Genomic DNA, 13,346 nt, shown 5'->3' with positions numbered 1-13,346 from the left:
AGTCTCATTGCTCGGATCAGCTGCGTGCGCCGTCATAGCCATTGTGCTACCAACGGAAGCCACCGCTGATCCGATCACCGACCTACTGTGCAACAGCGGATCGAGCCAGTTCTGTCCCCCGCCGCCACCGCCACCGGGTGGTGACTGCCACTCGTCTTACGACCCGTGCGTCCCGATCACCAGCGATGTGGACTGCAGGGGTGGCGACGGGAACGGGCCGACGTACACCGGGCCCGTTCGCGTGATCGGACCCGATGAGTACGGGCTCGACAGCAACAATGACGGATTCGGGTGCGAAACCAGCTGATTCGCCCGATGTTTCGCGCCTACGGCGAGTCGAACAGCAGGGCGCCGGGTTCCACGGTGGTGCCGATGGTGGCGGGGTGGACGGAGTCCTTTGGTGAGTCCATGACGACTATGGGGCAGATGACCGAGTAGCCGGTGGCGGCTGTTTCGGTGGGGTCGAAGGCGACGATGGGGGCGCCGGCTTCGACTGTGTCGCCTTCGGTGGCCAGGAGTTCGAAGCCTTCCCCTTTGAGTTTCACCGTGTCGATGCCCAGATGGACCAGGACGCCGACGCCGTTGCCGAGGATGACGAAGGCATGGGGGTGGAGTTTGAGGATCTTGCCGGCGATGGGGGCCGTCACCGTCAGGGTGCCGCGGGTGCGGTCGGGGTCGAGGGCTACGCCGGAGCCGACGATCTGTTCGGCGAAAACTTGATCGGGGACCTCGGACAGGGCCACGACCTTGCCGGGGAAGGGGGCGATGACCGGGATGCTCACAGAATGTCCTCGATGTCGTCGGCCAGGGTGTCGGCTTCGGGCCCGACGACGACCTGTACGACCGAGCCCGACTTGAGGACACCGTGGGCGCCCGCGGCCTTGAGTGCGGCCTCGTCGACCTTGCCACTGTCCTTCACCTCGGTGCGCAACCGGGTGATGCAGGCCTCGATCTCGACGATATTGTCCGCGCCGCCCAAGCCCTGGACGATCGCTTCCGCTTTGGACATATCTTCTCCCTTTCGGCGGTGGTTGCCAGTACCAGTATGGGAGTCTCGAATGTGCGCCACATCATATTCAGCGGTTGACATCCGACCTTCACCTGGTCAAACTGGCAACTGGTTATGACCGGACAGTACCCGTTGGGAACACCGGTTCACAACAGTTAACCCGGATCGGCGGGCAAGCCGGTCCTCCCTCGCCGAGACCGCCGGGAACCCGGCACGAAGAAGGTCGACATGACTGCCGTAACCGACACCCCCAAACAAGAATCGAAGGTGTTCGCGGGTTTGCAGCGCCTCGGTCGCAGCTTGATGCTGCCGATCGCGGTGCTCCCCGCGGCGGGCATTCTGCTGCGGATCGGCCAGGACGATCTCCTCGGCCGCTTCTCCGCGCTGGAAAGCACCGCCTCGGTGATCTCGGCGGCCGGGCAGGCCGTCTTCACCTGGCTGCCGCTGATCTTCGCGGTCGGCATCGCGATCGGCTGGGCCAAGAAGGCCGACGGGTCGACGGCGCTGGCCGCAGTAGTCGGGTACATGGTGATCAACGGCGTGTTCGAGGCGATGTCGCCGATCGTGCTGGAAGGCAAAACCGATCCAAAGGGCGCACAGGCGCTGATCAACTACGGCGTGCTCGCCGGCATCGTGATGGGTCTGCTGTCGGCGATTCTGTGGCAGCGGTTCTATCGCACGAAGCTGCCCGATTACCTCGGCTTCTTCAACGGCAGGCGGCTGGTGCCGATCCTGACCGCGTTCACCGGCCTGGTCATCGGCGTCGGCATGTCGTTCCTGTACCCGGCCTTCAACTCCGCGCTCACCTGGGTGGGTGAGACCGTCGCGGACAACTCGGTTCTCGGTGGCGGCATCTACGGCGCGGCCAACCGGCTGCTGATCCCGACCGGTCTGCACCACATCCTGAACTCGACGGTCTGGTTCCTGGTCGGCGATTACACCGATGCTTCCGGCCAGCTCGTTCGCGGTGACCTCAACCGCTTCTTCGCCGGTGACTCGAGCGCGGGCACGTTCATGACGGGCTTCTTCCCGATCATGATGTTCGCCCTGCCCGCCGCCGCGCTCGCGATCTGGCGCAACGCCCGGCCGTCGCAGAAGAAGCTGGTCGGCGGCATCATGCTGTCCACCGGTCTCACCGCGTTCGTCACCGGCATCACCGAGCCGCTGGAGTTCTCGTTCATGTTCGTGGCGTGGCCGCTGTATGTGGTGCACGCGCTCTTGACGGGCACGTCGTTGGCGCTGGTGAACGCGCTCGGCATCCATGACGGCTTCACGTTCTCCGCGGGCGCCATCGACTATCTGCTGAACTTCGGCAAGGCGACCGACGCGTGGCTGCTGATTCCGATCGGGCTCGGCTACGCGGTGATCTACTACGTGCTCTTCAGCTTCGTGATCAAGAAGTGGAACCTGCGGACGCCGGGTCGCGAGGTGGAGACCGATGTGGAGGCCGGGGTGCCCGACGCGGCCGCGGTCGAAGCGGAAGCTGCCGTGACCGCCACGGGCGATACTCGAACCGACGCGCCTTCGGTCGCGGAAGTCGAAACGAAGCTGGACAAGAAGCTGGAAGGTGAGTGAGGCAATGAGCACCCGCACCGTCATCGTCGGATCCGAGGTGGGGCTGCACGCGCGGCCCGCCGCGAAACTCACCAAGGCCGTGCAGGCGGCGGGGGTGCCGGTGCGGATTTCGCTGGGAGGTGGCGAACCGGTCGACGCGGCCAGCGTGCTGGCAGTGATGACGCTGGGCGCGGGGCACGGCGCCGAGGTGACCCTGCACGCCGAGGGCGCCGATGCGGTACTCGACCAGCTGGCGACGCTGATCGCCACGGATCTGGATGCCGCCTGATGCCGGAACAGGTGATCAAGGGTCTCGGGGTGAGTCCGGGAGTGGTGTGCGCGCCGTGGTTGCGGTTCGGATCGCAGCTCGAGACCTCGGCGCAGGACCCCGTCGGCGGGTCGGTGGCCGAGGAGCTGGCGCGGGTCAAGGATGCGCTCGGTGGCGTGTCCGACGAGATGCAAGCCAGGGCACAGCGCGTGACCGGTGTTGCGGCGGAGATTCTTTCGATGTCGGCGACGATGGCCCGCGATCCGGGCATCGTCGCCGCCACCGAGAAGGAACTCGCTGCCGGGATGCCGACGGCGCACGCGGTGCACCTGGCGTTCGAGGGATTCTGCGCGAAGCTGGAAGCGCTCGGCGGGTACATGGCCGAGCGGGCGACCGATCTGCGCGATATCGGCGGGCGGACCGTCGCGGTGCTGCTCGGCTTGCCGATGCCGGGCATCCCGGAGCCGGGGTATCCGTTCGTCCTGGTCGCGCAGGATCTCGCGCCCGCCGATACGGCGATGCTGGGTGACAGCGAGGTGGTCGGGCTGCTCACCACCGAGGGCGGGCCGACCAGCCACACCGCGATTCTCGCGAAGTCCCTTGCCTTGCCCGCGGTGGTGAACTGTCCCGATACCGATCAGCTCGTCGATGGCGCGCCGGTGCTGCTCGACGGCGCGACCGGCGAGGTCGTGATCGATCCGAGTCCGCAGCATCAGCAGGCCGCGCTCGAGCAGGCAGCGGCGGACAAGGCGCGTATCGCGGCGGCCAGCGGGCCGGGGCATACCGCCGATGGGACGCCGGTGCAGCTGCTGGTGAATATCGGCACCGTCGATGACGCGGTGAAGGCGGGTCCGGTCGACAGCGAGGGTGTGGGGCTGTTCCGCACCGAGTTCATGTATCTCGGGAAGGCTTCGGAACCGTCGCTGGATGAGCAAACTGCCTCGTACACAGCGGTTCTCGAACAATTCGCCGGGCGACGTGTCGTGGTGCGAACCCTCGATGCCGGGTCGGACAAGCCGCTGCCGTTTCTCGATCTCGGCACCGAGGAGAATCCGGCACTGGGAGTGCGTGGGTTACGGATCGGCACGGTGTTTCCGGACACTCTCGCCACGCAGCTCACCGCGCTCGGCCGTGCGGGCGAGGCGACCGGAGCCGAGCTGTGGGTGATGGCGCCGATGGTGGCCACCGCGGACGAGGCCGCCGGATTCGCCGCGCTGGCACGGGAATCCGGGTTGACGAAGGTCGGGGCGATGATCGAGATCCCGGCGGCCGCGCTGCGCGCCGCCGATCTGCTCGCACATCTCGACTTCGTCAGCATCGGGACCAACGATCTGAGCCAGTACACGTGTGCGGTGGATCGGATGGCGGGTGGGCTCGCGCAGTTGCTCGATCCGTGGCAGCCGGCGGTGCTGGATCTGATCGCGATGGTCGGTGCTGCTGGCGCGGCGGCGGGTAAGTCGGTCGGCGTATGCGGTGAGGCGGCGTCGGATCCGGCATTGGCGCCGGTGCTGGTGGGGCTCGGTGTGACGAGTTTGTCGATGTCGGTGCCCGCGTTGCCCGCGGTGCGGGCGGCGTTGGCCGCGGTGGATATGCAGCGGTGCCAGGACGCGGCCGACGCGGCGTGCGCGGCCCGGAATCCGCAGGCGGGGCGTGCGGCGGTCGCGGCGATCATCGGGCGGGCGTGAAAAAAGTTGTTGTGCCCGCGATCCGGCCGACGGCCGGATCGCGGTGCGGTGTCCGGCGGCGGTCGTCGATCGTCGCGTTGGGCGCCACATCGGGTGTCGCGGCCGGCAACGGCCCAGGTGATGCGGAAGGTTTGTCGTGACGGGAGTCGTGCGCGGTCGTCTCGTCGGCACTGCCGAAGGTGAAATCGCCGATGGCGTCGTCGAATTCGATGCCGGACTGATCACCTGGGTCGGTGACATCGCGGATCATCCTGCTCCCGAACGTCTTCCGGCAGCCAACGACGACCTGGTGCTGCCAGGATTGATCGATCTGCACTGTCACGGAGGGGCAGGGTTCGGTTTCCCCAATGCTGATGCGCAGGGTGCTCGGGCGGCGGCGGCGCATCATCGGAGCCACGGCACCACCGGGTTGATGGGCAGTTTGGTGTCGGATCAGCCGGAGGTGCTGGTCGCCCAGGCGGCGATGCTGGCAGATCTGGTCGAGGACGGTGCCTTGCTCGGGGTGCATCTCGAGGGTCCGTTCATCAATGCGAGCCGGTGTGGCGCGCAGGATCCCGCGGCGATCATTCCCGGTGACCCCGCGTTGTTCGAGCGGATCTGCGCGGCCGCTCGCGGCACGGTGCGGTCGATGACATTGGCGCCCGAGACCGCGCGTTTCGATGAACTGCTGGCCGCGATGCGTCGTCACGCTGTGCTGCCGAGCCTCGGGCACACCGATGCCGACGCCGCCACCACCGCGGCGCGCATCGCCGCCGCCGGTCCTGGCCCGATCACCGCTACGCACCTGTTCAACGGGATGCCCGCACTGCATCACCGCTCCCCCGGGCCGGTCGGCGCCTGTCTGGCCGCTGCCGGGCGGGGCGAGATGGTGGTCGAATTGATCGCCGACGGTGTGCATTTGGCGCCGGCGACGGTGGCGATGGTGTTCGACACCGTTGGGCCGGATCAGATCGCGTTGGTGTCCGATGCGATGGCGGCGGCGGGCATGAGCGACGGTGACTACCGGCTGGGTGCGCTCGACGTTCAGGTCCACGACGGCGTCGCCCGGCTCGCGACCCACGACGGGTCGCCCGGCGCGATCGCGGGCGGCACAGCTCGACTCGTCGATGTGCTGCGCTGGACCGTGCTGGAAGCGGGTGTACCCCTGTCCGACGCGGTTGCCGCCGCAACACGTACTCCTGCTCGCGTACTCGGCCTCCAGGGCGAACGAGGCAGTCTCACCGTCGGTGCGCGTGCCGACATTCTTGTCACTGACCAGTCATTGCGGCCGCGGCGGGTGCTCGTCGCCGGAACGGAAGGAATCTGATGGAAATCGTGATCCGGGCTGACGAAAACGAGGTGGCGAGCACGGTCGCCGATATCGTCGGCGGCTATGTGAAGGGTGGCAAAGCGATTCTCGGCTTGGCCACGGGATCCTCGCCGCTGGGCAGTTATCAGGAGCTGGCGCGCCGGTACCGCGAGGGTGAGCTGGACTTCTCCACCGCGAGCGCCTTTCTGCTCGACGAGTACGTCGGTTTGCCGAAAGACCATCCACAGTCGTACTTTTCGGTGATCCGGTCCGAGTTCGTCGACCATGTGAACCTGGATCCGGCACGGGTGCTGAGCCCCAACGGCGAAGCCGGTGACGTCGCCGGTGAGGGTCGGCGATATGACGCGGCCATCGCCGCGGCGGGTGGGGTGGACGTGCAATTGCTGGGGATCGGCACCGACGGGCATATCGGGTTCAACGAGCCGGGGTCGGCGCTGACCTCGCGCACGCGGGTGAAGACGCTCACCGAGCAGACGCGCAAGGACAACGCGCGCTTTTTCGACGGGCCGGAGGATGTGCCGCATCACGTGCTCACCCAGGGTCTCGGCACGATCAACGAGGCCGGGCACCTGGTGATGATCGCGCTCGGCGCGGGTAAGGCCGATGCGATCGCCGCCGCCGCCGAAGGGCCGTTGTCGGCGTTCTGCCCGGCTTCGGTCATGCAGTGGCATCGCCATGTCACGGTGGTGATCGATGAGGCCGCGGCGGGCAAGTTGAAGTTGGCGGACTACTACAAGTACGCGCTGGCGAACAAGCCCGCCTGGCAGTCGTTCTGACGTGACCGCGCTCGAGTTCGCGGTACAGGACGTGGCGGGTGCGCTCGGAGCTCGCCGTATCGGGGCGGATCGGGTGGAATTGTGTGCGGCACTGGGCAGCACGGGTGGGCTGACGCCGAGTATCGGGACGATCGAGGCTGTGGTCGGGGCGGGGATTCCCGTCCACGTGCTGATCCGGTGCCGGGCCGGCGGTTTCGTGTATGCCGATGCGGACGAGCTCGCGGTGATGAATGCTGATGCGCGCGCGGCGGTTTCGGCGGGCGCGTCCGGTCTGGTGGTAGGTGCGCTCACCCCGGACCACCGGGTCGACGTCGAGGGACTACGCCGTGTTCTCGACGGTGTTGATGGTGCCGACATAGAGCTGACCTTTCATCGTGGGATAGATCAGGTCCGCGACCGCGAGTCCGCTCTGGACACGCTGATCGCCGGTGGAGTGACGCGAGTGCTCACCTCTGGTGGGGCAGCCACCTGCGCCGAGGGACTCGATGAGCTCGCCGCGATGGTCGAGCACGCGGCAGGGCGGATCCAGATCATGGCGGGCGGCGGGATCGCCGTCGACGACATTCCCGCCCTATGTCGGACGGGCGTGAACGCAATCCACCTGTCAGCCCGACGCGTCATCGCTGACGACGGCGGGCCCGGCGGTGGTGGCAAGTCCGGCCATGAGCAGCTGGACGACGAACTCGCGGCCGCGGCCGCAGCTCAGCTGCTCGCCGCAGACCGGCAGACGACCCCCGAACGCCCCTCGGCCTGAATCGAACTGGCCGAACACCCAGTGCGGGGAGATTCACGGGCACGCTCGGCACGGATCAGCACGGCTACGGTGACACCGGACGGCTGCCCGGCAATGGTGTGTTCAGGCGCGCTCGGCCAGGATCGACTCTGCTTCGCCGGGGTTGCACGCGAAGGCCGCTTGTACTGCGGCAATGGCCTTTTCGTGTTCGCCTGCCGCGACCAGCCGGTCGATATCGGCCCACTGATCGGTGGGCGGCGCTACCGAGAGGTCGAGGCGGCGATCGAGGCGTTCCCACATTCTGGCCACGGTGGGGTCGTCGGCGAGTAGTCCGCCGAGGTGGGCTTTGAAGGTGGGGTGCTCGGTGCGGTACATGCCCATCCAGCTGCTGTCGAGCGGGCTGGCCTCGGCATTGGCGGTGCGATCGGCGAGCTTGAGGATCACGGCTCTGGGGTGAGCGGTGATCTTGGTGTAGGCGTTGTGGTTTCGCGCCTTGCGATCGGGGCCGATGCCGGTGACCGCCCACACCAGATCGAGAACCGCACGGCCGAAACGGGATTCGACCTCCGCCGCGGTGACCGGGGTGTCTTCGACGACATCGTGCAACCACGCGGCGAGGGCGAGCTCACCGCTGTAGCCGAAATCGTCGAGCACACAACGAACCGCCGCGAGATGGGTGGCATAAGGATGGTCGCCATAGCGTTGGTCGCCGTGCGCCGCGAGGGCGAACTCGCGCGCCTCGATCTCACGCCGCTCGAACGCCTGCTGATCGAACTCCATGCCGCACCCCCGTGCTCGATTGGTGATCGTGTGAGATCGACCCTAGCCGAGGGCACCGACAGGTTCCGGGGATCAGTGGCGGGCGACCGGTTTCACCGCGGTCAGGATGCCGGTCTGGTCGCGACTCTGGGTGTAGGTGACCCCGGTGAAGCCGACCGCCTCGACCCGATCGGTGTAGTGCCGGATATCGGCGTCGGCGAACGGGTCACCACCGCGACCGAGGAACACCGAGAGCACCGCCCGCATCCGGCGCGACGGTGACGCGTCGGCGAGCAGCAGGCGTCCACCCGGCCGCAGCACGCGCCACATTTCGGCGATCGCGGCGTCGCGCTGTGATTCAGGGATGTGGTGCATGACGAAAGTGCAGGTGACAATGTCGAATTCGGCATCGGGCAATGGCAACGACTGCGCCGGGCCGACCACGTAGCGATGATGGGCGCTGCGATCCCGCCCGCTGTTGTCCGCGACCGCTGTGGCCGATGGATCGACACCGACCGCGGTACCGGTCGGTCCGGTCGCCGCACCGAGCGCGCGAACGAGTTTGCCTGGACCACAACCGATATCGAGTGCGTGATCGCCCGATCGCGCACCGGACCGAGTGACGAATTCGGCGAGCAGACGACCATGCCTGCCAAGGAAGAACGCCGTGGTGAACAGGTTGTAGCGACGCAGGCCTGCGATGACAAGGCCGGTGTCGGCGTCGGCGACGAACATGGGGGTGAGAAGCTGGTTTCGGGACATGAGTTCATGGTCGGGCGTGGCCACGTACGTCGCCAGGAGCAGAATCGCCGATGGTGTCCGTTATCGAACAGATCCGGGGAAACCGTGCAGGAGGAAGCGATGGCCGAGCACCCTGATCGCCGGGTTCGACGCACCAGGGACGCGTTGCACAAGGCGCTGATCGAGCTGATGATCGAGCGCGGCTACGACAAGGTGACCGTCAGCGACATCATCGGCCGCGCCGACGTGGGGCGGTCCACCTTCTACGCGCACTACCGCGACAAGGACGACCTGCTGCTGGTGAGCTGCACCGAATTCCTGCGCCGCGAGGTCATCCGCACCACCACGCCCGGCTCCCCACTCGCGCCGCTGCGCGTGATGTTCCATCTGGCCGCGCAGTATCCCGAGGTGTATCGCCCCTTGATCGGGCCGAAGGCGACCGCAACCGTGGTGCGCGCCTACCGCCAGTGTGTCGCCGAATTGGTCGGCGAACTCCTGGGCGACCAGCCCGCTGGCACGATCGAATTCCTGTCGTGGGGCCTGCTCGGTGTGCTGGGTCCGGTGATCGAACCGACCGCGCCGACACCGCCCGCGCGGGCGTGGCAGCGGTTCGAGACGCTCGCGCTGTACGGGATCAGCGGGAGCGGCGCAGGTCCGGCCATGGTGGGCGACGCAGAATCGCCAGTGCCGCAATGACTCCGGTGAGCAGGCCGATCCACTCGCCCAGCTGAGCGATGCGATTGGCATCGACCGTGGGTGTCCAGTGGGCCTGCCCCGCGTGAACGACGAACAACCCGATCGGACGTGGGTGCCGCAGCAGACCACCGCCGCGCGAGACGGTGATGACGATCGCGCCGTCGGCCGTGTCGATCGGCGTGCCGAACACCGTCGGCGGCTCGGCCACCAGCTGTTCGAGGCGATCTCTGATCGTCATCGCAACCCCATCTCGTCGCTCGGCGATGTGGTCGAAGATACGCGCACCGAGCGCCCGCCGTCGGCTGTCATGATGGGAGTGTCCCAGTCATGGCGAAAGGTGCACTGATGCCGGAGCAGTCCTTGTCGACACCGTGGTCGCGATCGATGGGACTGCGGGTGCCGGTGGTGAACGCGCCGATGGGTGGCGCGGCGGGCGGGCGGCTCGCGGCGGCGGTGAGCGCGGCAGGCGGGCTCGGGATGATCGGGATGGGTAGCGCGGGGTCGGTGGCGGCGTTGCGGCGTGAGCTGGCCGTCGCGGGTGCGCCGGACGGGATCGGGCTCGTCGACTGGGTTCGTACCCGGGAAACCGGGCTGCTGGAGGCCGCGATCGCCGCCGGTCCACGGATCATCTCGGTCAGTTTCAGCACTGACTTCTCCTGGGTGCCGCAGGTACGGGCCGCAGGCATCCTCGCCGTCACCCAGGTGTACGACGCGCCCGGCGCCCACCGTGCCCAGGATGCGGGGATCGACGTTCTCGTGGCGCGCGGCAGCGAAGGCGGTGGTCACGGCGCCGACCGGCTGGCCTTGATGCCGTTGCTCGATGCCGTCCTCGAGATCGCGACCGTGCCGGTCCTGGCCGCCGGGGGTATCGGCTCCGGTCGCACACTCGCGGCTGTGCTCGCGGCGGGAGCAGCCGGGGCGTGGCTCGGGACCTGTCTGGCCGCCGCCGAGGAATCACTGCTGCCCGAATCCGCCCGTCTGGCGATGCTCGCCGCCGACTCCAGCAGCACCACGGTCACCACCGCTTTCGACGAAGCACTCGATCTGCCCTGGCCACCGATCTATCCGGCGCGCGTATTGCGCAACGAGTTCACCGACCCGTGGTCACGGCTCGAAGGCGACGACGTACCCGACACCGAGCGTCTTCGCGCGGCGATCGCGGTCGACGATCCCAAACTCGCGCCCGTGGATGCGGGACAGGGCGTCGGTCTGGTGACCCACATCGAGCCTGCGGCCGCTGTGATCGACCGACTGTGCGGGGATGCGGCCGAGCTTCTGACATCACGCCGCGCGTAGTCGAATCCACGGCCCTCATCGGGAAGTTCCCCGCCGCAACGCTCTTGACGGAGCGGCCGTGGACGTCGGCCAGCGGGGAAACGGCGACCAACCGGCGGTGCGACCGATGAGCGGTTGCAAAAATATGCAGATCGGTCTAGTTTTAGGCGGTGGGCAAAAAGGGAGCCGAAACACGGTGCAAGTTGATCAAGGCGACGCGGTCGCTGATCGAATCGCACGGATATTTCGGCGCCGGGCTCAACCAGATCGTGCAGGAGAGCGGGGCACCGCGCGGTTCGCTGTACTTCCACTTCCCCGGCGGCAAGGACGAATTGGTGGCCGCGGCGCTGGCCGAGAGCGGTACCGATATCGCGACGATCATCCGCACGATCGAGGCGACCGACGCCAGGGATTTCGCGCGAAAGATGGTGAACCTGCTGGGCGATCAGCTGGAAGCGTCGGACTGGACCATCGGCTGCCCGGTGGCGACCGTCGCCTTGGACACCGCTTCCACCAATGAGGCTGTGCAGCAGGCTTGTTCAGCGACATACCGGCTCTGGGAGGAGGCCATCCGGGAACGATTGACCGGATTCGGCCATCCCGAACCCGAACGGATCACCACAGTCGCGCTCGCCCTGATCGAAGGCGGGCTGGTACTGGCCCGCACCCATCGATCCCGGCAACCGCTTCGGCATCTCGCGGACACCATCGACGTTCTGATCTGAGCGCCTACCCCAAGTCCTGGATGCATCGCTTGAAAATATGTAAATCGGTCTACTGAAAGTAGGGCACAATGGCACACACCGATTCAGTCGTTTTCGGCGCCGCCGGGTTCATCGGCCGCTCGCTGGTCGCCGAACTGCTGCGGACCGGACACACCGTCACCGCCGCACTGCGTGCGGGTAGTCAGGATCGGCTTCGGACGTGGCTCGACGCACAGGATGTCGACACTGCGGGCTTGACGATCACCACCACCGATATCGGCGAACCAGATCTCGCGCTGGGCGAGACCATCGACGGAGTGCGCGATGTGTACAACACGGCCGCGTTGATGAAGTTCGGACTGGACGCGGATGTGGCGCGGCGGGTGAATCTCGACGGGGCCGTGCATGTGCTGGAATGGGCTGCGCGACAACCAGACCTGCGACGTGTCGTCCATATCTGCGGCTACCGCGCGGTCGAGGCCGGGGGTGATCAGGACTACGGCAACGGCGCGTACGAGGCGTCGAAAGTCGAGGCCGATATTCTGCTGCGGCGTCTCGCAGCCGAGCGGAATATCCCGCTGACCATGGCGAACCCGGCCGGGGTGCTCGGACCCGGTCAGTATTTCGGACTGTCAGACCTGATCGACAATCTCTGGCGAGGGCGATTGCCCGCACTGCCCGGCTCCGCCGACACCTTCGTTCCGGTCGTCGATCTCGACTATGTGGCCCGGTTCATGGCCGGACTGCCCACCCAACCCGACACGGTCGGCAAGTCGTATCCACTGCTCGATGCCGCGACTCCCGCACTGCCCGAACTGATTCGGCTCGTCGCCGACCATCTGCATGTTGCGGCGCCGCGCTTCGCGCTGCCGACCGCGCTGGTCCGGCGACTGCCACGGGCAGTGACCCACACCGATCCCGAAGCGCTGTCGTTCCTCAGCACCGATCGGTACGACACCAGCGAAAGCGACGTCGTTGCGCGACGTCTCGGCATCAGCCATCCGCCGGTCGGGGACCTGCTGCGCACCTACGCCGACGGTATCGTCGCCGGCCGCAGCGGCACCGTCGTGCCCACACCGAAATCCGGCTTCCGCAACGGAACTTGGTTGAGCGGCGAGCACGCTGACCCGGAATATGTGCTGTTGCACGGGATTCCGCTCAACAGTGACTCATGGATCCACGTGGCCCGGGAGCTGGATGCCCCGGTGCTGGCAGCGGACCTCCCCGGACTCGGACGCTCGGCGGCGTCTTCGCAGTCGAGCGGTGACTGGATGGCGGAACTGATGGCACCGGTGCGGACGCGACCGGTCGTCGTCGGCCATTCGCTGGGCGCCTCGGCCGCGATCGAATTCGCGCTGCGTCATCCTGATCGAGTGTCACGGCTCGTGCTCATCGCACCCGCTTTCCTCCAGCAGCGGGCGTCCCGAATGACGGGCTCGCACCTCGCCGCTGAGGTCGTCAAGCGGATGCCCACGGCGACACTAGCCGCGCGACTGGGCATTCCGGAAGGACCTGCCATCGCCTCCGCGGTCGCTGATCTGCGACGGCCCGGCGTCGCCCAGCGCACGTGGGCGGCCTTGCGGGCCGCCGGGGCCTCGCGAGACGAGCTCGCCGCCAAGCTGGCCCGGGTATCAGTTCCGGTCGACATCATCGTCGGTTCGGATGATCCGCTGATCGAGACGACCGATCGGCCTGTCGTCACCATCCCCGATACCGGTCACTATCCCCAGCTCACCCATCCCGACCTGGTCGCGCGCATCGTCCGGGGCGAGAAGTTCGCCGTCGCGACTGCCGACAGCTGATCAGCGCTGTCAGGCAGTCCGATGCCGCCCGAGCC

General features: G+C 67.3%; 15 protein-coding genes. 10 read left to right on the top strand and 5 right to left on the bottom strand.

Features of this window, described 5'->3' with window-relative positions; all coding sequences use genetic code 11:
* Nucleotides 1-326: 326 nt before the first annotated feature.
* The gene (locus ACQHI0_RS03955; RefSeq protein ID WP_427906567.1) at nucleotides 327-782 is read right to left on the bottom strand and encodes a PTS sugar transporter subunit IIA; all 456 of its coding nucleotides are present in this window, start codon (nucleotides 780-782) and stop codon (nucleotides 327-329) included.
* Entirely contained in the window at nucleotides 779-1,009 is a 231-nt protein-coding gene (locus ACQHI0_RS03950; protein ID WP_379239166.1) for a glucose PTS transporter subunit EIIB, read from the bottom strand. The genes ACQHI0_RS03955 and ACQHI0_RS03950 overlap by 4 nt, the downstream gene beginning before the upstream one ends.
* 228 nt (nucleotides 1,010-1,237) lie before the next feature.
* On the opposite strand from ACQHI0_RS03950, the gene ACQHI0_RS03945 reads away from it, so the two are divergent.
* The 6 genes from ACQHI0_RS03945 to ACQHI0_RS03920 all read left to right on the top strand — a co-directional run bounded on the left by ACQHI0_RS03945 (nucleotide 1,238) and on the right by ACQHI0_RS03920 (nucleotide 7,355).
* Complete coding sequence (locus ACQHI0_RS03945) at nucleotides 1,238-2,584, top strand: PTS transporter subunit EIIC (protein WP_427906566.1); 1,347 nt, start codon at nucleotides 1,238-1,240, stop codon at nucleotides 2,582-2,584.
* A gap of 4 nt (nucleotides 2,585-2,588) precedes the next feature.
* The gene (locus ACQHI0_RS03940) at nucleotides 2,589-2,852 is read left to right on the top strand and encodes an HPr family phosphocarrier protein (RefSeq protein WP_427906565.1); all 264 of its coding nucleotides are present in this window, start codon (nucleotides 2,589-2,591) and stop codon (nucleotides 2,850-2,852) included.
* The gene (gene ptsP, locus ACQHI0_RS03935) at nucleotides 2,852-4,516 is read left to right on the top strand and encodes a phosphoenolpyruvate--protein phosphotransferase (protein WP_427906564.1); all 1,665 of its coding nucleotides are present in this window, start codon (nucleotides 2,852-2,854) and stop codon (nucleotides 4,514-4,516) included. Before ACQHI0_RS03940 ends, ptsP begins: the two co-directional genes overlap by 1 nt.
* Before the next feature lie 136 nt (nucleotides 4,517-4,652).
* Complete coding sequence (locus ACQHI0_RS03930; RefSeq protein ID WP_427906563.1) at nucleotides 4,653-5,822, top strand: N-acetylglucosamine-6-phosphate deacetylase; 1,170 nt, start codon at nucleotides 4,653-4,655, stop codon at nucleotides 5,820-5,822.
* Entirely contained in the window at nucleotides 5,822-6,601 is a 780-nt protein-coding gene (gene nagB / locus ACQHI0_RS03925) for a glucosamine-6-phosphate deaminase (RefSeq protein ID WP_427906562.1), read from the top strand. Before ACQHI0_RS03930 ends, nagB begins: the two co-directional genes overlap by 1 nt.
* A gap of 1 nt (nucleotide 6,602) precedes the next feature.
* Complete coding sequence (locus ACQHI0_RS03920; protein ID WP_427906561.1) at nucleotides 6,603-7,355, top strand: copper homeostasis protein CutC; 753 nt, start codon at nucleotides 6,603-6,605, stop codon at nucleotides 7,353-7,355.
* Nucleotides 7,356-7,457: 102 nt separating this feature from the next.
* On the opposite strand, the gene ACQHI0_RS03915 is transcribed toward ACQHI0_RS03920, so the two are convergent.
* Both ACQHI0_RS03915 and ACQHI0_RS03910 read right to left on the bottom strand, forming a co-directional pair.
* On the bottom strand, nucleotides 7,458-8,114 hold the full coding sequence (locus tag ACQHI0_RS03915; protein ID WP_427906560.1) for an HD domain-containing protein: 657 nt from the start codon (nucleotides 8,112-8,114) through the stop codon (nucleotides 7,458-7,460).
* Between the two features lie 72 nt (nucleotides 8,115-8,186).
* Nucleotides 8,187-8,855 (bottom strand): class I SAM-dependent methyltransferase, encoded by a 669-nt coding sequence (locus tag ACQHI0_RS03910; protein ID WP_427906559.1) that lies wholly within the window; start codon nucleotides 8,853-8,855, stop codon nucleotides 8,187-8,189.
* A gap of 99 nt (nucleotides 8,856-8,954) precedes the next feature.
* Between ACQHI0_RS03910 and ACQHI0_RS03905 the strand changes: the two genes are divergently transcribed.
* Nucleotides 8,955-9,530 (top strand): TetR/AcrR family transcriptional regulator, encoded by a 576-nt coding sequence (locus ACQHI0_RS03905; protein WP_427906558.1) that lies wholly within the window; start codon nucleotides 8,955-8,957, stop codon nucleotides 9,528-9,530.
* Here the strand turns inward: ACQHI0_RS03905 and ACQHI0_RS03900 are convergent.
* Entirely contained in the window at nucleotides 9,469-9,768 is a 300-nt protein-coding gene (locus ACQHI0_RS03900; protein WP_427906557.1) for a hypothetical protein, read from the bottom strand. The genes ACQHI0_RS03905 and ACQHI0_RS03900 overlap by 62 nt on opposite strands.
* Before the next feature lie 107 nt (nucleotides 9,769-9,875).
* Between ACQHI0_RS03900 and ACQHI0_RS03895 the strand changes: the two genes are divergently transcribed.
* The 3 genes from ACQHI0_RS03895 (at nucleotide 9,876) to ACQHI0_RS03885 (ending at nucleotide 13,311) form a co-directional block, all read left to right on the top strand.
* Nucleotides 9,876-10,826, top strand: coding sequence for an NAD(P)H-dependent flavin oxidoreductase (locus tag ACQHI0_RS03895; protein ID WP_427906556.1), 951 nt, complete (start codon nucleotides 9,876-9,878; stop codon nucleotides 10,824-10,826).
* 149 nt (nucleotides 10,827-10,975) lie between these two features.
* Nucleotides 10,976-11,530: a TetR/AcrR family transcriptional regulator gene (locus tag ACQHI0_RS03890; RefSeq protein WP_427906555.1), complete on the top strand. Its 555-nt coding sequence runs from the start codon at nucleotides 10,976-10,978 to the stop codon at nucleotides 11,528-11,530.
* A 68-nt stretch (nucleotides 11,531-11,598) separates the two neighbouring features.
* Nucleotides 11,599-13,311, top strand: a complete 1,713-nt coding sequence (locus ACQHI0_RS03885; RefSeq protein WP_427906554.1) for an alpha/beta fold hydrolase — start codon at nucleotides 11,599-11,601, stop codon at nucleotides 13,309-13,311.
* Nucleotides 13,312-13,346: the final 35 nt, after the last annotated feature.

Source organism: Nocardia sp. FBN12 (assembly GCF_050320175.1).
Lineage (GTDB): Bacteria > Actinomycetota > Actinomycetes > Mycobacteriales > Mycobacteriaceae > Nocardia.
This window is presented reverse-complemented; position numbering and strand designations above follow the sequence as displayed.